The 21,509-nt window shown below is 49.5% G+C and carries 16 protein-coding genes; 8 read left to right on the forward strand and 8 right to left on the reverse strand.

Annotated features, from left to right (window positions below):
- Nucleotides 1-790: 790 nt before the first annotated feature.
- On the forward strand, nucleotides 791-1,711 hold the full coding sequence (locus DFR42_RS07060) for a cation diffusion facilitator family transporter (protein WP_110254290.1): 921 nt from the start codon (nucleotides 791-793) through the stop codon (nucleotides 1,709-1,711).
- Nucleotides 1,712-1,742: 31 nt separating this feature from the next.
- On the opposite strand, the gene DFR42_RS07065 is transcribed toward DFR42_RS07060, so the two are convergent.
- The 5 genes from DFR42_RS07065 to DFR42_RS07085 all read right to left on the reverse strand — a co-directional run bounded on the left by DFR42_RS07065 (nucleotide 1,743) and on the right by DFR42_RS07085 (nucleotide 10,126).
- Entirely contained in the window at nucleotides 1,743-4,499 is a 2,757-nt protein-coding gene (locus DFR42_RS07065) for a DUF1631 family protein (protein ID WP_110254291.1), read from the reverse strand.
- Nucleotides 4,500-4,619: 120 nt separating this feature from the next.
- On the reverse strand, nucleotides 4,620-7,214 hold the full coding sequence (locus tag DFR42_RS07070; protein WP_110254292.1) for a DNA topoisomerase III: 2,595 nt from the start codon (nucleotides 7,212-7,214) through the stop codon (nucleotides 4,620-4,622).
- 167 nt (nucleotides 7,215-7,381) lie between these two features.
- Nucleotides 7,382-7,846: a Smg family protein gene (locus DFR42_RS07075; RefSeq protein WP_110254293.1), complete on the reverse strand. Its 465-nt coding sequence runs from the start codon at nucleotides 7,844-7,846 to the stop codon at nucleotides 7,382-7,384.
- A 65-nt stretch (nucleotides 7,847-7,911) separates the two neighbouring features.
- Nucleotides 7,912-9,006 (reverse strand): DNA-processing protein DprA, encoded by a 1,095-nt coding sequence (gene dprA / locus DFR42_RS07080; RefSeq protein WP_245936872.1) that lies wholly within the window; start codon nucleotides 9,004-9,006, stop codon nucleotides 7,912-7,914.
- A gap of 22 nt (nucleotides 9,007-9,028) precedes the next feature.
- Nucleotides 9,029-10,126 (reverse strand): LysM peptidoglycan-binding domain-containing protein, encoded by a 1,098-nt coding sequence (locus DFR42_RS07085; protein WP_110254295.1) that lies wholly within the window; start codon nucleotides 10,124-10,126, stop codon nucleotides 9,029-9,031.
- A 161-nt stretch (nucleotides 10,127-10,287) separates the two neighbouring features.
- Between DFR42_RS07085 and def the strand changes: the two genes are divergently transcribed.
- From def to DFR42_RS07105, 4 genes are all read left to right on the forward strand, one after another.
- Nucleotides 10,288-10,812, forward strand: coding sequence for a peptide deformylase (def, locus tag DFR42_RS07090; protein ID WP_110254296.1), 525 nt, complete (start codon nucleotides 10,288-10,290; stop codon nucleotides 10,810-10,812).
- Nucleotides 10,812-11,768 (forward strand): methionyl-tRNA formyltransferase, encoded by a 957-nt coding sequence (fmt, locus tag DFR42_RS07095; RefSeq protein WP_110254297.1) that lies wholly within the window; start codon nucleotides 10,812-10,814, stop codon nucleotides 11,766-11,768. The genes def and fmt overlap by 1 nt, the downstream gene beginning before the upstream one ends.
- Before the next feature lie 208 nt (nucleotides 11,769-11,976).
- The gene (locus DFR42_RS07100) at nucleotides 11,977-12,654 is read left to right on the forward strand and encodes a hypothetical protein (RefSeq protein WP_110254298.1); all 678 of its coding nucleotides are present in this window, start codon (nucleotides 11,977-11,979) and stop codon (nucleotides 12,652-12,654) included.
- On the forward strand, nucleotides 12,654-13,226 hold the full coding sequence (locus DFR42_RS07105) for a FlgO family outer membrane protein (protein WP_110254299.1): 573 nt from the start codon (nucleotides 12,654-12,656) through the stop codon (nucleotides 13,224-13,226). Before DFR42_RS07100 ends, DFR42_RS07105 begins: the two co-directional genes overlap by 1 nt.
- 72 nt (nucleotides 13,227-13,298) lie before the next feature.
- Here DFR42_RS07105 and nhaR read toward each other — a convergent pair whose 3' ends face one another.
- Nucleotides 13,299-14,210: a transcriptional activator NhaR gene (gene nhaR, locus DFR42_RS07110; RefSeq protein ID WP_110254300.1), complete on the reverse strand. Its 912-nt coding sequence runs from the start codon at nucleotides 14,208-14,210 to the stop codon at nucleotides 13,299-13,301.
- 172 nt (nucleotides 14,211-14,382) lie between these two features.
- Here nhaR and DFR42_RS07115 point away from each other — a divergent pair, with 172 nt between their 5' ends.
- Nucleotides 14,383-15,066, forward strand: a complete 684-nt coding sequence (locus DFR42_RS07115; RefSeq protein ID WP_110254301.1) for a Bax inhibitor-1/YccA family protein — start codon at nucleotides 14,383-14,385, stop codon at nucleotides 15,064-15,066.
- A gap of 3 nt (nucleotides 15,067-15,069) precedes the next feature.
- Nucleotides 15,070-16,026: a TerC family protein gene (locus DFR42_RS07120; RefSeq protein ID WP_245936873.1), complete on the forward strand. Its 957-nt coding sequence runs from the start codon at nucleotides 15,070-15,072 to the stop codon at nucleotides 16,024-16,026.
- Between the two features lie 96 nt (nucleotides 16,027-16,122).
- Here DFR42_RS07120 and DFR42_RS07125 read toward each other — a convergent pair whose 3' ends face one another.
- Complete coding sequence (locus DFR42_RS07125; protein WP_110254302.1) at nucleotides 16,123-18,429, reverse strand: DUF4214 domain-containing protein; 2,307 nt, start codon at nucleotides 18,427-18,429, stop codon at nucleotides 16,123-16,125.
- Between the two features lie 430 nt (nucleotides 18,430-18,859).
- Here DFR42_RS07125 and DFR42_RS07130 point away from each other — a divergent pair, with 430 nt between their 5' ends.
- Nucleotides 18,860-20,725 (forward strand): ATP-binding response regulator, encoded by a 1,866-nt coding sequence (locus DFR42_RS07130; protein ID WP_170133435.1) that lies wholly within the window; start codon nucleotides 18,860-18,862, stop codon nucleotides 20,723-20,725.
- 13 nt (nucleotides 20,726-20,738) lie between these two features.
- Here the strand turns inward: DFR42_RS07130 and DFR42_RS07135 are convergent, their stop codons facing one another.
- The gene (locus DFR42_RS07135; protein ID WP_110254304.1) at nucleotides 20,739-21,380 is read right to left on the reverse strand and encodes a response regulator; all 642 of its coding nucleotides are present in this window, start codon (nucleotides 21,378-21,380) and stop codon (nucleotides 20,739-20,741) included.
- Between the last annotated feature and the right edge of the window lie 129 nt (nucleotides 21,381-21,509).

Here is a 21,509-nt window from a genome sequence, read left to right on the forward strand (position 1 = left end):
ACCGTCTTGCTTTGTTATTTCTTGTGAACACTTGCTATATTATTTAAGCATGCCAACTAACCTAAGTTAGTTGGTGCGCCTCACCAAGTGCCCACATTTATTGACTGTTAATTGTTAAAGAACTGAATTCTTTTCTACTCAACCGGACTACTTATTCATCCAGCTTTGCGTCGCAGCGTTGTGTGCGTCAGCAGCAGAGAAACGAGATTATGGGGCATTTTACTTACCCTGTCAACACCTTGATTTCACTTCGTTTTGTTTCGCTTTCTCAAGCGTCCAAAACTGTTGTTCGGTGTTCACAGTTGCCAGTTTTTTCTGCAATTTGTTCAATCGCGCATTTCACCAGCTTTGTTACTTTGCTTCCATTCTCTTCCCGCTTCTCAGCGGGAGGCGAACTATAGCAAACTACTGCCCGCCTCCGCAAGGCTTTATCGGTAATTATTTACTTCGTTTATTGAATGGCACATAGACGCAAATAAAGGCAAAAACTAAAGGGTGCGCTGCGCGCACCCTCTGGTTTTCTTATTTATATATATGTAGTGGCTTATCGAGTGACGACGCCGCTAGGCTCCTACCTGCGCAGGAGCGACGATTCGGGAGCTATTTATATTTAATAGTATTTCGCTCATTGATCAAAACCCATCCACATGCAAGTCCCGACTGCTACTGGTAAGCGAGTCTGCCTCTCCAGTCATTCTCACTGGGGGCAAACCGGTAAATGAGCGTAACTATTTGATTATTTGCAGAGAAATCAAGTAAGGTTAGGTTTTTCTTTTTTCTATTTATTTCCATGTCTGCAAATTCAGAAGGTTCAACCAAGGCGATTTTTTATGCGCTGGGTGCCAATGGCGGTATTGCGGTGGCTAAATTTGCTGCGGCGATCTTTACTTCTTCCGGTGCCATGCTGGCAGAGGCTATCCATTCCACCGCCGATTGTATAAATCAAATCTTTTTGCTGGTCGGCATCAAGGAAGCCAAGCGAGCGCCTGACGCATCTCACCCCATGGGTTATGGGCGGGTGGTGTATTTCTGGGCCATGATGGTGGCCTTGCTGTTGTTCTTTTTGGGTGGTGCGTTTTCTGTCATGGAGGGTGTAGAACGCCTGAAGCATGCCGAGCCTTTGAAAAACCCTATGGTTGCCTTGACGGTGCTGGGTATTTCTGTGGTTCTTGAGGCATTTTCCCTGTATGGGGCGATGGTGGAAATACGCAAAATTTCCGCAGGCAAGAATTTCTTCCAGTGGTTCCGTGAAACCCGTCAGTCTGAATTGATGGTCGTCGCTGGTGAAGATATCGCTGCCCTGGCTGGCCTGGCGGTTGCATTTATTGCGGTGGTTTTATCTGTCGTTACTGGCAATCCTGTATGGGATGCAGTGGGTTCCATCATCGTTGGCTGTTTGCTCATGGCCATTGCTTTCTTTATCATCCGGGAAGTCAAGGCCATGATTACTGGCGAATCTGCTGCGCCGGAAGTCAATGAGGCAATACGTGCACATATCACCAACCATCCACAAGTTGATCACGTCATCAACTTGATTACCCTGCAATGGGGTGAGCAATTAATGATTGCGGTACAAGCCAAAATGCGTCCGCAGGGTTCTGATAAAGCGCTGGTCGCCGCGATTAATGAAGTGGAAGCTGGCATACAAAGCCAATGGCCGCAGGTGAAGTGGTGTTTTTTCGAACCAGACACTGATCGCACCGACGACTAAATCAACAGATCAATCTGCAGTGTGCGGGGTTTTACACCCGCACATTATCAACTTCATCAGCAGACTTGAGCAAAGTATGGATGGCCCGCTCAAACAGCGGCTCTTCTTCAATAAAGCGCAGCTTGCCAAAATCGAGTAATTCACAAAATACCCGCATGCTGAGCACAGCAGGAAATTCTTCCCCTCTCAGGCTCAGCACGACGTGGTTCAAATTTGGATCTACCCAGCGTATGCAGGCCTTGGCTTTGAGCGTATCGGCCTTGATGTCAATCAGTGCGCCACTGACGATGCGTTCGAGATAAGCAGGATTAAGCTCAGGTTCTGGAGCGGCGGTGACTGTGATCACGCCATCCGTCGCGACTGGCGGTTTGCGCACTTCTTTGTCCAGCATCCTGGTCTGCAAACCCAGTTCGGCCAGGACTGCAAGCTGATAGTATTCTTTAGCAGATTCATAATGCTGGATCTCAGAATGCTCTATCGTATCGGCCTGATTGGTAAATTGCTCAAAACGTTCGTGCATGGCTGGCAGGCTGGGCGTCTGCACTTTTTTGCTATCGACGGGCGGGCGCAAGGCTTTTGAATGCGCCTCTGCCAGCCAGTTTAATAATTTTTGCTGCTTGGCCTTTTCCCATTCCATCAAATCAAGGCCATGGCGCAGTGTGCCTACCATGCTGGGTAACATGGAGGACAGCAAGCTTCTTTCATCATTATCTGTTTTGGGAAAAACGCTCCATAACAGGTCAGGCACCAGCAGGCGATAGCGCCTGGCGAGTATGGCATCTGTCCTTTCGGCCACTTCTATCGCCCTGACCCATTCATTCTTGAGAAAGCTGCGGAAGCCAGGATCAACATGCACCTTGGGCATAGCCTTGCCAATGGCAACAGCAATGCAGGCAAAGCGCATGAAGCGAATTTCTGCCTCATCCATGGCTTTTACTGTGCGGCGTATATGCGGGTCATTGGTACGCAGCTCACGGGCAACAAAGGTTTCAAACCTGTTTTGTATGCGCGAAAACAACTCTGGCACTTCGCTGTCATGCCGCATGAGGGTCTTGATAATACGGGCTATCTCTTCAGCGACATGGTTTTCTACATCACCGATTTGCTCGGCACTATAGGCAATAGAGCAAATCCGGTTCAACAAGAGGCGCGCCGGATGCTTGCCATCGCTGAGCAAATTCTTTTCTTTCAATGCCAGTTGCAATATCAAAAATTGCAGGCGCCCCAGGTCTATGCGCATTTTGAAGGGGACCATCTCGTCACACAGCATGACTTCAAACAGCATGGCCACCAGGTCTATGCACATTTGCTCGTCAGTCTCTTTGGCCAGACTGTAGAGGGCGTCTTTATGCTCGCGTATCAGGTTACGGATTTCACCCTGTGCATCTTTCATGGCAGTACTGTCCGGCACCATGACCTTGTGCATTTGTCCCAGTACCTTGATCAAGCCCATGCTGAGCTCTGGGGGCAATTGTGCCTCTGCCCTTTGCTTTAACTGGCTTTCTATATTCTGCAGATGCGAAGCCACCAAGGCAGCTGGCACTTGTATCATGTCGGCGCTGGCTTTACCTACGGTACTTGGCAAACCCGTGTGGGCGAACTGACCTGCATTGGCCTGATTATTTGGCGCAGTTGTAGCTGTGGTTTGAGCTGCGGCAGCACTCTCTCTGGGAGTGAAAGGAATGCTGTCACCCGCATGTTTATTTTTTTGCGGACTGGATGCTGCGACAGTTTCACCAAATGCCTGTCTCAGGATGCCGCCGAGCTCACTGGCACCACTCAGCCAGGCCGGGCCACTGTTATTGGCAGGAAGAGCATCCAGCGATGGCAGGCCACCTGCGTAAGAAGCAGACGCCTGCATACTGCCAGCACTTTGTGCCAATACCGGTGTGGCTGGAGGCAAACTCAGTGGCTTGCCACGTACTGTCTGAAATAATTGTTCCAGCCTTACCCCCGGATTCACCATGGCAGCCTGTTGCGCTGCCGGGAATGCGCCCTGGTTCTGCGCTTGTCCCTGACTGCTCGCTTGAACCCCGGGGAAAACGCCCGCCTGCATGGTGGAGTAACCCTGTCCGCCACTTCCGCTTCCTCCACTTCCTTGCGCAGGAGGATTAGCGTTACGGTTAGTCTGCGATTCAGGTGCCTTGCTGATTTTTAGAGAGAGGCTGGCACTGATGCCCTGCTTTTCCAAAGCAGCATTGGCCGCCTCGTAAATGCCAGCCATGCTGCCAGCCAGGCTTTCACCGAGTTGTTCGATGATAATAGCTTCAGCATCTTTCTGTAGTTTTTGCTCTTCTACTGCCAGGAAGATGCTACGGGCCAGAAGATAAGGGCGGAAAGGGTTTTCCCTTTCACGTATATCATCCTGCCCGAACAGGACGGCTATGCGTATATTCAAATCCAGCAAGGCTTGCCCGGCCTTGTCGCGGAAATTCTGCGTCATTTCATTGAAGCGCAGCGTTGTTTCAAAGGTAGAGGAATCGAGCAAGGCAAGTTCGGTTGCCTGGCCCAGGGCCGAAGCTGGTCTGAAGGTACTGTAGGCGGTGGTAATGCTACGGTCCAGCAACTGAACCAGATGAACTGGTATGGCGCGGGAAATGGCATCCCATTTTTCTGGCAAGAGCGCACGCGCGCCGACAATGCGGCTTTTTTCAGCCGATGAAGTACCGTTGTAATTCGCCTTGGTCAGTAAAGCCTCCAAAGCTTCGGGCAGAATGCCGGGTACTGCATGATTAAATGCATGAGTAAATTCAGCGCGAGCACTGGATAAGGACTCGTTTGCGGCCATGTGCACCCTATATCAAAAAACCATCCTTTAACAATACGCGAAAATGACTTACTCTGCAGGAAAAGTGGTGTTATCCCCTTCCCCTGCTCCCGTTCCTTGATAATTTGTGGCAAAAACCTGTCAGGCGGCTTTCTTTTTCCTGACCACGGCTTTTTTGGCAGGCGCAGCTTTTGCAGTTGCCTTGGCTTCTGCCTCAGGCTCGGCCTTGGCTTTGGATTTGGCAGCTGCAGGGGCTTTGGCCTTACGCTCTTCAAATTCAAAACTGACCTTGCCATCCTTGCCGCGTACCAGGAAAGCCTTGAACGGGCGACGGGTACGCTGCGAGATAAAGCCAGGTAATAAGTCTGTCTTGCCGTCGTTCAACAATTTACCCATCTGCTCAGGCAGGATTTCTTGTTGCAGAATAATGCGGCCACTACGGAAATCGCAAGTCTTGGGTTTGGCCATGAATTTTTCGCAGACATAGGCCAGCCCCATTTCATACACGCCATTCCCACATTTTGGACAAGGTCCTAGCGAAGTTTGTTCGGAAAAATCGACAGGCTCCCCATCTTCGCCCTCATCCTGATTCTGGCCAAAGTCAAATTCCAGCTTCAGATTATTGTGGTCAGCATCCGCGACGATCTTGAGGATCGCTGCGAATGGGCGGCCCATTTTCGAACGGAAACCTTGCAGTGGGCCGATTTCACGTTTGGCCAGCAGCTCTTCCACTTCTGCCACTTCAAACTGGCGACTGCCAGGTGTCTTGCTCATGGAAAATTCGCATTTGGTGCAGGCAAAGCGACGATAATTCTCTTTGACGACACCACCGCAATGTGGGCATGGTGTATGCAAAGTTGCATAATCACCAGGGATAGTATCGTTATCGTATTCCTTGGCACGCTTGACGATGATCTGGGTCATCTGGGCAATTTCGCGCATGAACTCTTCGCGGCTGATCTTGCCTTTTTCCATTTGCGAAAGCTTGTACTCCCACTCACCCGTCAGTTCTGGTGAAGTCAGCTCATCTACGCCCAGACCACGCAAGAGGGTCATCAACTGGAAAGCTTTGGCGGTAGGCATCATTTCGCGGCCTTCGCGCAACAGATATTTCTCGTTCAGCAAACCCTCGATGATGGCGGCGCGGGTAGCTGGTGTACCCAGGCCCTTGCCTGCCATGGCTTCGCGCAGCTCACCATCATCGACCAGCTTGCCGGCACCTTCCATGGCCGACAGCAAGGTAGCCTCGCTGTATCGTGCTGGCGGTTTGGTGACCAGGGCATTCGCCGTGATCTGCTCGGTGTGGACTTTCTCTCCTTTGGCAACAGCAACCAGCGTGCCCTTGCTTTCGCCGTCTTTTTCTTCCAGCGCATCCTTGCCATAAATTGCCAGCCAGCCCGCACTTGTCATGACCTTGCCTTCAGTCTTGAACTGATGGCCGGATACTTCGGTAATACGGGTCGTTACCTGGAATTCTGCGGCCGGGAAGAACACGGCGAGGAAACGGCGCGTTACCAGGTCATACAGTTTTTGCTCAGGCTCAGACAAATTTTTTGGCGCCAGACCAGTTGGAATGATGGCAAAGTGATCACTGATCTTGGTATTGTCGAAAATACGCTTGTTTGGCTTGATCCAGTTGTTCTTCAGGATTTGTGAAGCAAACTGGTGGTAATTATTGGTCTCGGAGATGGTACTCAGGGTTTCTTTCACCGTTGGCAGATAATCTTCTGGCAAATGGCGGGAATCGGTACGCGGGTAAGTCAGTACCTTATGCTTTTCATACAAGGCCTGGGCCAGACCCAGGGTATTCTTGGCTGAAAAACCGAAACGGGCATTCGCCTCACGCTGCAAACTGGTCAGGTCAAACAGTGGCGGCGCGATTTGCGTCGCTGGTTTGGACTCTTCGGTGACATTACCCTGGCGGTTACGGCAAGCGGCCACGATGGATTCGGCAGCTGCCTTGCTCCACAGGCGCTCAGCCTTTTTCTCAGGATCGTGTTCATCTTTTTTGAACTGGTGATCTTGCCAGCGGCCTTCATAAATACCGGCAGCGCAAACAAATTCTGCCTTCACTTCCCAATAATCACGGGAAACGAATTTCTTGATCTTTTCTTCACGCTCGACCACGATGGACAAGGTGGGTGTCTGCACACGACCCACCGTCGTCAGGTAAAAGCCCCCCTCCTTGGAATTGAAGGCTGTCATGGCGCGGGTACCATTGATACCTATCAGCCAGTCGGCTTCCGAACGGCAACGCGCTGCATCTGCCAAAGGCATCATTTCTGCATCGCTACGCAATTTCTGGAAACCATCGCGTATCGCACCTGTCGTCATGGATTGCAGCCACAAGCGGCTGACTGGCTGCTTGGCCTTGGCATTCTGGGCAATCAGACGGAAAATCAACTCACCTTCGCGGCCCGCGTCACATGCGTTAATCAGGCCGGTGACGTCCTTGCGCTTGATCAGCTTGTTCAAGACCTTCAGGCGTGACTCAGTCTTGGCAATCGGGTTCAGGGCGAAATGTGGCGGTATCATCGGCAAATGAGTGAAACTCCATTTGCCACGTTTGACATCGTATTCTTCAGGAACTGTGATTTCCAGCAAATGGCCTACTGCAGAAGACAATACATAGTTGTCAGACTCAAAATAATCATCATGCTTGGTGAAGCCACCCAGTGCTTTCGCTATGTCATTAGCGACAGAGGGTTTTTCGGCAATGATGAGCGTTTTTGTCATTTCGGGATTCTCGAATAGGGTAAAGCGTGGCTGCCAATGTCTAATAGGCAACATTTCGCAAAATAAGCGTAAGACTAACCTAAATTTGCGGGGAATGATAAGTGCGATAGACGAAAAACCGCAATCTATGCGCGATTTTTGTCATAAAAATTCCATTTAGGAAATGATTAATGCAAAAGCCTGGTCACGCTGTCGTCATCTGACAACAATAATTCGTCAAACATCAACATGTCAGGCTCGGCTCCCTGGCTCCACAACATCATCAAGACAATAATGCGCAGCTTATCCAGAGGCAGGGGTGATTCATTAACAACCAATGCTCTTTCAATCACGATTTCTCGTTGATTAGCATTCACTAAGCCGGCAGATTCCAGATATTGTATGAAACCCAATGCTGGCGTACCCAGGGCTACAATTTCCTGCTCGGCGTAAATCCTGAAACCTTTGGACATGGGAGCGGACTCTGATGGCTCAGCACTATTAATAGCCAAACCTGTCAGCCAATCCAGTGCCTCAGTAATTTCATCTTCGGGGAAACCAACAGCAGACAATTTTTTGGTCAAGGCCGCCGTGTCAGGACAAGCATCCGGACGGTAATAAGTTTCGTAGAGGTAAACAAGAATATCAAACATGCTGCTACTGTAGCCTTTGCAGCGTTTTCAAACAAGCCCCTGCAAGACTTAAGCAGCATTCAGCATCATGCCAGACGGCGATAATATCCGCCTGGCAAGGCTTCCAGTTGACCATTCAATTCCAGATTTAACAACTCTGATGTCAAACTGGCTATATCAATGCCTGTACTACTTGCCAGCGTGTCCATATGAACGGGATCAAAATTAATTTGTCTTAATAAGCCATGCACACCAGGTTCAGTTAAAGCAAGGGACTCAGGCTGGATGGAAGAAGTTACATGCTGAAATTGCAACTCCTCCAGTATGTCTTGCGCTGACTCCACCAGTTTGGCTCCCTGGCGTATCAATTGATGGCAACCTTTGGACAAAGGTGAATGTATGGAACCGGGGATGGCAAATACCTCGCGCCCTTGCTCTGCGGCCATGCGGGCCGTGATCAGGGAACCTGATTGTGCGGCAGCCTCGACTACCAGTACGCCTCTGGCAAGTCCGGAAATGATACGGTTACGGCGTGGGAAATTGGGTGCCAGTGCCGGCGTACTTAGCGAGTACTCACTGACGATGCAACCACCTTCTGCAATCAGATGCGCCAGATTGCGGTTTCGTGCCGGATAGACTATATCGGCCCCGGTACCTATCACGGCAATAGTAGAACCTGGTCCGCGCAAAGCACCTTGATGAGCAGCAGTATCAATGCCGGCAGCCAGGCCAGAACTAATGCACAAACCGGCACTGCTCAAGGCTTCAGAAAAACTTTCGGCATTGCGTATACCTTGTACTGTTGCATTGCGGCTACCAACCACAGCGACTGTGCTGGCCTCCAGCAAGGCAAGCCGGCCTTTGACATACAACATCAGGGGAGGGTCTGGAATTTCCAGTAAAGAACGCGGATAGCCAGCATCAGCCAGGGTCAGTATCTGATTATCTGGCTGCTCTTGCCAGGCTAGTGTCTTGTCAGTCTGTTGCTGGAAATCAGCAGGAATGGCCAGCAAGGCGCTTGCCAGTTTGTTGGAAACAACTTCGCATAATGCTGTATGGCTGGCAGCGAAGATCTGCTCCGGCAAACCAAAACGGCTGAGCAACCTGCGCGCAGTTTCATTACCTACGCCAGGTGTTTGCTCCAGCCTTAACCAGGCAATCAAATCCGGGCGCAAATCCACGTGCAAGCTGCCAGCAGCAAACTTAGTTTGGCGACCTGGCAGCGTCACCCACTTTGACAATGTCTTTTACCTGCATGATCAAGCCATAAGATACATTGCTGAAGGTACGGAAAATAAACAAGTCACCAATGGGTTCATCTGGCAACTTGATGGCCTTGTTGGCATCTGTTTTATCTTTTATTACTTTGCCGTAGTTATACAGCGTCAACACGGTACCCAGGTTCAGGCCGTCATTTTTTCCGCGATTGATGCTCACAATCTGATTTTGGCCGGCTGACTCAACACCACCATAGATCGCCACGACACGGGCATCGACTTCTTCTGCCGGGGGGTGCGGTACATAATTCAGGATAGGAGAGGGCGGAATAGGCATCAGGCGGTCACCTACGGCCATTTCTTCCTTGGACTTGACGACATTGAAGGTGTGTACGTCACTGTCATCATTGCCTTCGCGCATCAGTTTGACTGTGCCCAGGTAAATTGACTCATAGGCAATCACCGCCTTGGTTTCCGGATCACGCAGAGGTGCTCCCGGACGGAAAACCTGGAATGAGGTACTGCCATTAAGCTCACCTCTGACATAAGCCTGCTCATTCACACCGAGGTTTACGCGGCCTTCTTTGGTGGCAATAATACGTGGTGCAGTTGCCAGGTCATCATCTTCCAAAATCAAGGGCTGAGAAAGGAAAGGCTCTATGACAGACGCTGGAATGGCAGGAATAGCATTTGCACCCAGGCCCTCTACGCGGGAATGCGGGTTCAATTTGACGGTAGGTACGCCGCCAGGGTTACCCAGCCGCAAACGACCATTGACGCGGTCAAAATAAACAATCTGACCAGGGTAAATCCAGTGCGGGTTCTTGATATCTTCCTGATTCATGCCCCAGACTACTGGCCAGCACCAGGGATTTTTCAAGAACATGCTGGAAATGCCCCACAGCGTATCGCCTTTGACAACAACATGCTTGTCTGGTGCTTCTGGCAAGAAGTCGCACTTGCTTTTACTGGCAACGGCTTGTGCCTGTGCAGTGGTAGCCTGTCTGTCGGCAGCAAGCGCCCCGGTAGAAATCAGGGGAAGACTCACAGCGAGAATAGAGGCGATTGTGCTAAACTTTTTCATGAATAATATCCGATGCAAAATACTGCAATACTGCAAGTGAAGGCGCGCAGGCAGGCGCAAACTTGCAAAACTTGCCAAATTGAATCAAATTCTGCCCATAAATCCTTGAACTAGCAAGAAAAACTGCGCAATAAGCCTTAAAGCTTGTTGTGAAATGTCTTATGACGATACTAAATATACTGCGCTACCCCGATGCGCGCCTCCATAAAGTGGCAAAACCGGTAACACAATTTGATGAACGCCTGAAAACCCTGATCGCCGACATGGCAGCAACCATGTACGACGCTCCCGGTGTTGGCCTGGCCGCTTCACAGGTCGACGTGCATGAGCAGTTGGTCGTCATCGACGTGTCGGAAACCAATGATCAGCTACAGGTATTCATCAACCCGGAGATACTCTGGGAGAGTGAAGAACGCAAAGTCTACGACGAAGGCTGCCTGTCGGTACCAGGCATTTACGATGGCGTAGAACGCCCGGCCGAAGTCAAGGTACGCGCATTGGATGCTGACGGCAAGCCTTTTGAAATCCATGCGACCGACTTGCTGGCAGTCTGCATACAACATGAAATGGATCACCTCAAGGGCAAGGTATTTGTCGAATACCTGTCACCCATGAAGCGTAACCGTATCAAGACCAAGCTGCAGAAAGAAGAACGCGAAGAGCAACGCAGACGGGCTGAACGTTAATGCGCGTTATCTTTGCCGGCACCCCTGAATTTGCTGCCACCGCCCTGCAAGCCATCCATGCCGCTGGCTTTGAAGTGCCTCTTGTGCTGACCCAACCAGACCGCCCGGCGGGCCGCGGCATGCAATTGCATGCTTCTGCGGTCAAGCAATTTGCCTTGCAACATGGCATACCTGTAGCGCAGCCTCAGTCGCTGCGCCTGGACGGCAAATATCCTGATATTGCAAAAGAAGCACATGATTTACTTCACAGCACGCCGCATGATGTCATGGTAGTCGCTGCCTATGGCCTGATACTGCCACTCTCTGTATTGAGCATACCGCGTCTTGGTTGCCTGAATATACACGGCTCTCTCTTGCCGCGCTGGCGCGGTGCTGCCCCCATCCACAGGGCAATAGAAGCGGGTGATACAGAGACCGGCATCACCATCATGCAAATGGAAGAAGGCCTGGACACTGGTCCCATGTTATTGAAGCAAAGTGTCAATATCATGAATAGCGATACCACTGGCAGCCTGCATGACAAACTCGCGACACTGGGCGGCGAAATGATTGTTGCAACATTGCAACAATTGAGCAATGCTAGCTTATCTGCCACCGTGCAGCCGGAAGCTGGCGTCAACTATGCGTCGAAAATCAGCAAGGACGAAGCTGCTCTGGATTTCAACTTGCCTGCGGAAGTGCTGGAAAGAAAGATACGTGCCTTCAATCCCTTTCCCGGCACCCATGCACAATATGCTGAAACCACCATTAAAATCTGGGGTGCAAAGCTGCTTGAAACAACTGGTAACCATAAACCCGGTCAAATACTCTCGGCGAATCTGGAGCAAGGTGTTATTGTTGCCTGTGGTCGAGGCTCACTCAGCTTGACCGAATTGCAAAAACCCGGTGGCAAGCGACTACAAGTAGCTGATTTCCTGCAAGGCTTTGCTTTACAAGAAGGACATTTTTTCAGTTAACAGGGAAAACTGAAGCAAAAAAGCTACAACTTTTGCTTGTAATACTGCCTCAGCCTGTTTTATCTGTGGAAATAATCCAATTAATGCCTGACTGCAAGCAAAATCTTTGTTGCCTGGCGCTACTTGTTGTATTCTCTTACACTGAATTATTGCCATTTTCGTTTTCGATAACAAAAACTCTGACTAAGACCTAAAAAAAGGTGAGCTCATGAAGAAATTTCTTCCCATTGCCCTGGCAGCCGCGCTGTTGGCAGGTTGTGCAACTCCATACAGTGAAACGCCATTAGCAGGCAATTTCCCGACGACGACGCAAAATAAATTGCAAGCGGCGTCGCACTGGCTCGTCATCGCGAAAGATGTAGCAGAGCAAATCAAACTCGGAACCGACAAGATAGGCGCACCGGTTTACGTCATGCCACCAGAAAAAGACAGCCAGTTCACTCAGGCTTTCTACACTCAGATCATTACTTCTCTGGTCAATCAGGGCGTAGTCGTCAGGAAAATCAATGATGGCACGGCACAAGTTGTGAGTATTGAAACACAACTGGTACGTTTTTCTCCTGACCGTCATCAAAACAGACGTTTCACCAGCGTGACTGCAATTGGTGCTGGCATTGCTGCAGTGCATGGCCTGGGTATCCCGGTCAAAACAGATGCCGTCCTGGGTGCATTTGCAATAACTGGTGCCTATGACTGGACCAACTGGGTTAATCAGGAATATGCCAAGGGACCTACGCCCAGACACGAATTGATAGTAACGACATCTTTGGTGAAAAATTCACAATATGTCGCCCGTCGTACTGACGCTTACTATGTCGCGGATTGGGACTGGACACTCTACAATAAAGACACTGACTTCAACTTCCGTGTTGTTGGAGGCCAATAATGATGAAAAGTGCCGCTCTCGTCATCGCTACAGCGATTGCACTTAGTGCTTGTGCCAATCTGGGCCTGGGTAATACTCCACCTCCAGCAGCAGCTTCTCCTGCCCCAACCTGGAAAGATGCAGAAGCCAACGAATTTATCCCGGCGAATCAACGTGCAGCAGATACGCTGATGAGAAATGCTGGTTTGAGGATAGACCCTTCCCGCCCATTGATTATTGCTACTTTGGCCAATATCAATTTCCTGGAAGAGTCTTCGGCATTTGGCCGTATTGTTGCCGAGCATGTTTCTGGCCAGTTCACACGCAATAATTACAAAATGGTGGAAATGAAATTCCGCGATAAAGTTTTTATGAAGCAAAATGTCGGCGAATTGTTGCTGACACGTGAAATCAAGGATGTTGCCCAGAACCATAGCGCCCAGGCTGTTATCGTCGGTACTTATGCTGAAAGTGACAAACTGGTCTATGTCAATCTGAAGCTGGTCAGGCCTAGTGACAACACTGTCATCAGCTCGGTAGACTATGCTGTCCCTATGGACAAAAACACCAAAGCCTTGCTGGGCCGCCGTTAATCCAGCCAGGTAGCTCAAAAAAGCGACAGCATTTGCTGTCGCTTTTTTTTGCGCCAGCCGATCGATCAACGTTCACTCTTCTTCCATTGCAAATAAATCGCTACGGGCTGCACGGGTAATCGCCAGCACCGCTGGATGCGTCAGCTTGCGCTGGACCGAGATGGCATAAAACTGCTCCCTGATTTCTTCAGTCTGCCCCAGTAACTGCACGTCATACTGGCGCATGACCATGTCGGCCACCACGGTAGGTGCGGCAAAAATACCCGCGCCAGCCTGTCCAAAGGCACTCATCAGCGCACTATCGTCAAATTCTCCTGCTATACGTGGATGCAGTCCATGATCATCAAACCAGTGCAACAGGCGTGCGCGCTGGGCAGCATCTTCCCCCGGCAATAAAAATGGAGCAGCTTCCAGGTTTTGCGGGAACGGCTTGGGATATTGCTCAAGCAAAGCGCGGGTGGCGAAGAAACTGATGCCACACTCACCCAGTTGATGACTATAGCCACGTACATTGGCACTGGTAGGCATGGGGCTGTCCGACATGACGACGTCCAATTTGTGCGTGGCCAGGTCAGCCAGCAAGATTTCCAGCTTGCCTTCGCGGCAATTGATACGCAGGGTTTGTGGTAATTTCAGGGCTGGTTCCAGCAGGCGATAAGCCAGGGTCTTGGGCAAGGCATCGGAAACGCCGACCCTTAATTGCACAGTGCGTGCGGTGGGCCTGTGGTGAAAGACTTCTTCCAGCTCTTGCCCTAGCGCAAAAATATCTTCCGCATAACTAAATACCAGACGACCTGCCTCAGTCAGCTCCAGATTACGCCCGCTCTTGCGAAACAGAGCCTCCCCCTGAATTTCTTCAAACAAACTTAATTGCCCGCTGATGGTTTGCGGCGTCAGGTGCAATTGCTCACTCGCCCGTGCAATGCTGCCGGTCTTGGCGACCATCCAGAAATAATGTAAGTGCTTGTAATTAAGGCTTGTCATATAGACAATTATTTATCAACACATGATGCAACACATCGAAAAATTCGAATATAAATTCAATTATATTCGACTTTTTTTGTTTATCTACAGGACCTACACTGTTTACACCTTCTGTTGAGAAGGTGAAGCCATACAGCACCTACGCATGGTTTCAACATTTCAGGAGAAAAGCATGAAAATCTTGAGTCGCTCTGCCACAGATGTACAAACCGTTGCCTACCGTGACAGTAATGTCAGTTCCGGCCACAAGGTCTTGCGCAATACTTATATGTTGTTGTCCATGACTTTGCTGTTTTCAGCGATGACAGCGGGCGCGACAGTTGCCTTCAATATTCCAGGTCCCGGTATCTTGCTGACCCTGGTCGGCTACTTTGGTCTATTGTTTGCTACGGCCAAATTGCAAAACAGTGGCTGGGGTATCGCCGCCGTGTTTGCTCTGACCGGTTTCATGGGTTACACCCTGGGCCCCATCCTGACACGTTATCTGGGTATGCCTGGCGGCACCGGTATTGTGATGACAGCAATGGCCATGACAGGTTTGATTTTCATGGGCTTGTCTGCTTACGTACTGGTCAGCAAACGTGATTTCAGTTTCATGGGTGGCTTTTTGATGGTGGGCATGCTGGTCGCTTTTGTCGCCAGCCTGGGTGCGATTTTCTTCCAGATCCCTGCCCTGTCGCTGACGATATCTGCGGTCATGGTCTTGCTGATGTCGGGCATGATCTTGTTTGAAACCAGCAATATCATCCGCGGTGGCGAAACCAATTACATCATGGCGACGGTCAGCCTGTACGTCACCATCTTTAATCTGTTCACCAGCCTGTTGCAATTGCTGGGCTTTATCGAGAAAGAATAAGACATGATCGAATCCGTCGCACAGCCCTGGATGTGGGCAGTATTTATAGGCTTTGTTTTACTCATGCTGGCTGTCGACGTGTTCGCCCTTGGCGGTTCGCGTTCCCATAAAGTCAGTGTCAAGGAAGCAGCGGCATGGTCATTGGTGTGGGTCAGCCTGGCGCTCTTGTTTGACCTGGGCCTGTGGGTATATCTCAGCGAAACCGTCGGGCGCGAAATCGCGACTGCCAAGGCCATGGAATTTCTGGCCGGTTACGTCATAGAAAAATCTCTGTCGGTCGACAATGTGTTTGTCTTCCTGCTGATATTTGGTCACTTTGCGGTGCCACCACAATACCAGCGCAAGGTTTTGCTGTATGGCGTACTGGGTGCCATCATTATGCGCGTCATCATGATTTTGGCAGGTAGCTGGGTAGTCACGCAATTCTCATGGGTGCTGTATCTGTTTGGTATTTTCTTGCTGGTCACAGGTATGCGCATGCTGGTGGCGGCTGAAGAAGAGCCGGATCTGGAAGCCAATCCAGTCTTGCGCATGGCGAAGAAACTGCTGCCATTTACCAAGGATTTTCATGAAGAAAAATTCAGTATCAGGGAAAACGGCAAACGCATTTTCACGCCGCTGTTCCTGGTACTGATATTGATAGAAATATCCGACGTGATTTTTGCGGTGGACTCGATACCTGCGATTTTTGCTGTGACGACAGATCCCTTCATTGTCTTCACTTCAAATATCTTCGCGATCATGGGCTTGCGTGCGCTGTATTTCTTGCTGGCAGATATGGCAGACCGCTTCCACTTGCTGAAATTCGGCCTGGCTTTTGTCCTGATGTTCGTCGGTATCAAGATGCTCATCGTGAAATGGATGCATGTACCAACCAGTGTTTCATTGATGGTCATCGCTGTGCTGCTGGGCAGCTCCATCATCGCCAGCCTGTTTGTGAGCCGTAAAAAAGATTTATAAAAAGAGATACATCAATACGGCCACACCCACTATTTGTACGGTTCCCCTTGGCACATCACAGTAAGACCGTGATGTGCTTTTTTTATTGGGCTGGTCTTACACAGATAATATCTGTTCAGTTTGCCCTACAACCACAAGCGGATGCTCATTGGTCGTCAATGCCACTTGAGAATACGTGTCTTGCGCGCTAAAAGAAGATGAGAAATTTGTCACCAGATAGTTATTGGCAACGCTCTCAATCACTTTGCCGTTCATATCGATCAAGGCCACGGACACAACACCACCCGATTTCACGATGGCCTGTAGCTGAACTGCATCGGACGTTCCCAAGTCAAAGTTGAGCTTGGTGTCAGAGCTTAAAATCAAATCATCAGTGGCAACAATCTGGCCATTTATCTTCAGGTAAGCTTTACTCGTGAGATATTCCAGACCATTCACACTAGCAGTGACCAACAAATTGGTATTGGAACTATTGACCGTGTTTGCAACGATATTTCCACCCACAGGCGTCAAAACAATATTCGTCGCAGGAGTACCGTCCTTGAATTTATAATCGGCACGGATATCGATACCTGACAACGGAGCACTGACAGAATATCCAAAAGCATTTGTCACGACCAAGCTTAAATTCTTATTCGTAAAATAATCGTTATAGACTTGCTTGGCAATTTTCATATCAAATAAAAAATCCAGCACGGTGTCATTGGCACCAATGTAGGGAATTTTGGCGATGACATTGCCCGCTTCCAGAATGGATGCAGATCCACCAGTATTCTGTCCAGCAACAATGGAGTACTTCATTTCACTGATACCATAATCGAATCCCGCTTGATTGTAGTATGAGGTGTAGTAGGTAGCCGTTTTGGGCAATGCTGGCAATACTGCACTGGAATCCAGGGTAGTACGACTACCATACTGGTTCGCAGACAGCGTGGGATTATTGATACTCTCTACTGCCTTGCCATCAAATCCAACCATGGCAACAGACACCACACCGCCAGCATTAATCAGGTTTTGTACCTGCGCACTATTGGCAGTCAGCACGTTGAAATCTACCGTCGTGTCGTCAGACAAAATGAGTTTATCGCTGGCAATGACTTGTCCATTAATTTTCAAATAGGCAGTGCCATTGAAATACTCCAGGCCATTGATACCAGCTTTCACTGCCAGTGTCCCATTCATGGAATCGGTGAATATACTGATATTCGATACAGGTGTACCTTCTTTATACTTGTATTCTGCCCTGATCCCTGAACCACTTAAATTTGTTGTCACTGAATTGCCTGACGCGTCTGTCAATACCAGACTCAATACTTTGCTAGAAGTATTAAAATAATCGTCATAAACCTGTTTTGCCACACCCGGGTCAATGACAAAATCGAGCATGGACGCATTCGCAGCAATATTGGCCACTTTGCCGATGACCGTTTTATTTTGCATCAATACAGCACTTCCCCCAGTATTCTCACCACGAATAATGTTGTATTGAATTTCACTTATTACCGCTGCGAGGCCTTGTGCGGGAGATTTCATCCATGAAGTGACGATAGTCGCAGAAGGCGGCAGTATAGGTGCCGTGGTATCGAGCGCGACTGCTGTTTGCGCCCCTACCTTGCCAGAATTTCCAAAAATATCCGTGACTTTGATGCCCAGCATTTTTGCGCCATCCGGTCCCCAATTAATACCGCCAGGTATATGAACAACTGCTTTTTGCGCTTTCGCTTCTGCAGCAGTCAACACATGGGTAACCGGAATAGAGAAAGAATTATTTCCATTCATCAACTCAAGCTTGTACCCCACCGAAGTCTGTACACCGGTCAGATCAACCAGCACATCCATGCCAAGCATTCTTTCAGCATTACTAATGCCATTGGCAGCTTCAGCAATTTTAAGAGGTGCGCTGGGTACCAGCGTAGGCGGCAAGGCTGTTGCCGTCACGCCAGACAAAATGCCACGCATGACTTCAAAGGCATAAGAGTAACTATACGAAGCCGCCTTTTCCTGCGTATTCAGGCTGGCCGTAAAATCAGTCGCAAACTTGAGTTTATTTTGTATCGTTATTCCATCCACGCTCTGCGGTACTGCCCCGTTCAGAATAGCCAGTGCCGCCGCCCCCATATTTACGGCCTTTGTATCAATCTGAGTCGCCCAGTATTTCAGGCCATCAGCATCTGGTGCACGGCCAAACAAATTCTGGTAGAGGGCCGTGACAACATCGGCAGTCGACTTCCCGCCATAGGTCGTTACATATTCAGCCTGCTCACTGAATGATTGCGCCAGACCAGCGAGAGATATCTTGTTGGCATCAAGCTGCCCCTCCCAATAGTTCAGGCCAGCCACGTCCGCTGGACGATTGAAATAGGCAATATAGAGTTTTTGTATAGTGCTGGCGTTGATACCCATGAAAATCTTACCTTATAAAAATATATATAAATATTCACTCTGCAGGGAACACAAGTTTTCCACGACCAGAGCATGACAATGCCGCCCATATCTGAACAGGTCGGGTAAATATCAACTCAATACGGGATTTGGGAAAAGACTGGAATTCAGAAAAGAAGAAATCTGGTCGCCATACTCAAGCGAAAATTTTCCGTCATGCACGTACATGCAAATTTCAGGCGCATTTCATCTCCGTAAATACGGCACGACCCGATATTGTTACTTACATATTGTAACAATTATTAAAGATCTTGTATGTAATACCTCGGTATATACCGCCAGCAATTGACGCCCTCCCCTGTTTTGCGTTCCAATGCTTGAGAATGAATTTCTTGCTAATGATGTCAAAACTGGCGTGTCACCTGACCATCCCTGGAACAAAGACTCTTGCATGCGAACGGCAAACACGTCCACAAACAGACTGCGTAAAGACATTTGGGAAATCCTCTTCCCGGATGAGGCCTATCTTCAGCACAAGCGTGAAAACCACAGGATTATGCTGGCGATAGTACACGCTGCCTGCGCCTTGTTTGGCTGCATGATGTGGTTCTGGGATTATTTTATTGACCCTGTCGGGGCGCAAGACACTTTGGGGCTGCGGCTTTTGCATGTGGTCTTGCTCCTCAATGTCATGAATGCACTCATGCGCACCCGGCGCTGGCTGTCTCAATTGACGATGTTCGTCACCGGCCTGTTCATAGAATGCTTGTTCATGGAAATTTTAAACCGCCTGCATGGTGCCATGGAATACGGCATAGGCGGTTTCATGTTTTTCCTGCTAATGCCTCTGGTGCTGTTCCAGGGTATATCACTGGTTTTTGGCATCGTGTATGCACTATGCGCTGCCGCCTTGCCCCATCTTTTTGCCTGGATGGGCTGGTTAAAGGATTTCCCGCATTTGCAATACGCCCTGCTGCTATGGCCAGCCTGCTGCCTGTTCATTTTTACCAGTTGTGCGACTGAATTAAACTACCTGCGGCGCTATCACTCTGAAAACCTCAACCGCAAACGCAGCCAGGAAGTCTTGCAGCAAAAAGAAATGCTGGAACAGCAGCGCAGTGAACTGGAAGCATCCAATCAGGCTCTGACGCTGGCCTATCAACAACAGGAGCAGCAACAAAATGAGCTGACCCGCTTTCTGGCAGTGGCCAGCCATGATTTGCGCCAGCCCATGCATGCCTTAAATCTGTATCTGGGTGCCTTGTCGAATGTGGAACTGCCAGAACAAGCCCGCAGCCTGCTGACGAATGTCAGGCATTGCACAGATATCATGGACGATATGTTTTTGTCCTTGCTGGATATTTCGCGCCTGGATGCGCAGATTGTTGAACCAGCCATCAAAAGCTTTCCGGTGGCGACCATACTCTCCAAGATTATTATTGAATTTACACCGCAGGCGCAGAACAAGCATCTTGAATTTTATGTGAACAGTATTGATGCCTGGGTGAGAACCGATGCCAGCCTGCTGGAGCAAATGCTACGCAACCTGACCGCCAACGCAATACGCTACACCCATGTGGGTGGTGTCAAGATCACCTGCCAGCCCGAAGGCAACAAATTAAATATCAGTGTTGAAGACACTGGCATAGGTATCTCTGCCTACCAGCAAAAAACCGTCTTTGAAGAATTTTTCCAGGTTGCCAATCAGCATAAAGACAATAGTAAAGGCCTGGGACTGGGTCTGGCTATCGTCAAGCGTCTCAGCAAACTGCTGGATATACCCGTCAGTCTGCAATCCCGACTGAATGAAGGCACACGCTTTTCCATCCTTATTCCTATAGCAGTGGCACCAAAAAACCAGGCCCAGGATGAGACAAGTACAAACCAGGCCAGCGACGAATTGCACGACAAACTGATTGTGGTTATTGATGATGAAAAAAGTGTCTTGCAAGCTACCCAGACTTTGCTGCAGTTATGGGGATGCCAGGTACTGGCATCTGCCTCAGGGCCAGAAGCCATCCATGCCCTGGCAGAATTGGACATGATGCCAGATGTACTGATCTGTGACTACAGGCTGTCTTCCAAAGAAAATGGCTATGATGCCATTCTGGCTATACGCGAAGAATTTAATGAGAATATTCCAGCCTTGCTGGTGACGGGAGAAACGTCGGCAGAGCAAATCGGACCAGAGCAAACCCGGGATTTTCAGATACTGCATAAACCTTTGCAAGCCGATACCTTGAAAGCCGCCTTGCTGGAATTAATGCGCAACAATCCCCCTCTCCCAGAGCTGGTCTACCCTTCCGACTTTGACTAAAGCCAGCAGCGTATCAATCGTACTGGTCTGGAGAATATAGGCCCAGGCGACGGGCTGCCAGCACCGCCTGGGTGCGGTTGACGACATTCAATACCCGAAAAATCGACGTAACATGCATTTTCACGGTAATTTCTGCCAACTCCAGACGCAAGCCGATTTCCTTGTTGGACAAACCCTGGCAAAGCAGGGTAAGGGTTTCTTGCTGCCTGGGTGTCAGGGCCAGCAAGGGTTCTTCTTTGTTGGCCTGCTTGCCGCGCAAGGTGATCCAGTTGGAATCGAGGGTTTCCCTGGCCAGAATTTTACGCACTATCTCGGCCATGACTTCGGTAGAGACCGCCTTGGAAATAAAGGCCTTGGCTCCGGCACGCAAGGCGGCATCCACTTCACGCCGGTCTTCTGATGCAGAAATAACCACAATTGCCACATCAGTAAAATTTTTGCGCAGGGAGCTGATGGCTTCCACCCCGTTCATGCCAGGCAAACCCAGATCCAGCAAAATCAGACGCAAAGCTTTATGTTCCTGTGCCTGTGCCAATGCCTCTTCTGTTGAAGTTACAGCTGCCACCATGGCATCGCCCAGCATGTGGCGCATGAACACCAGCAAGGCATCACGATAAATCGGATGATCTTCAATAATGAGTGCAGAGATCTTCATCTGATGTTGGTAGCGATAAGGCAAAAATGAACAACTGACACAAGTATGCCTTTAATTGATGATATAGACATGATATTGAAGCTGTGAATGCTTTCAGGCAAGCAAAACCTGTGAATTTACAGATGTAAG

It is taken from the genome of Undibacterium pigrum, assembly GCF_003201815.1.
In the GTDB taxonomy this organism is placed as follows: Bacteria; Pseudomonadota; Gammaproteobacteria; order Burkholderiales; family Burkholderiaceae_D; genus Undibacterium; species Undibacterium pigrum.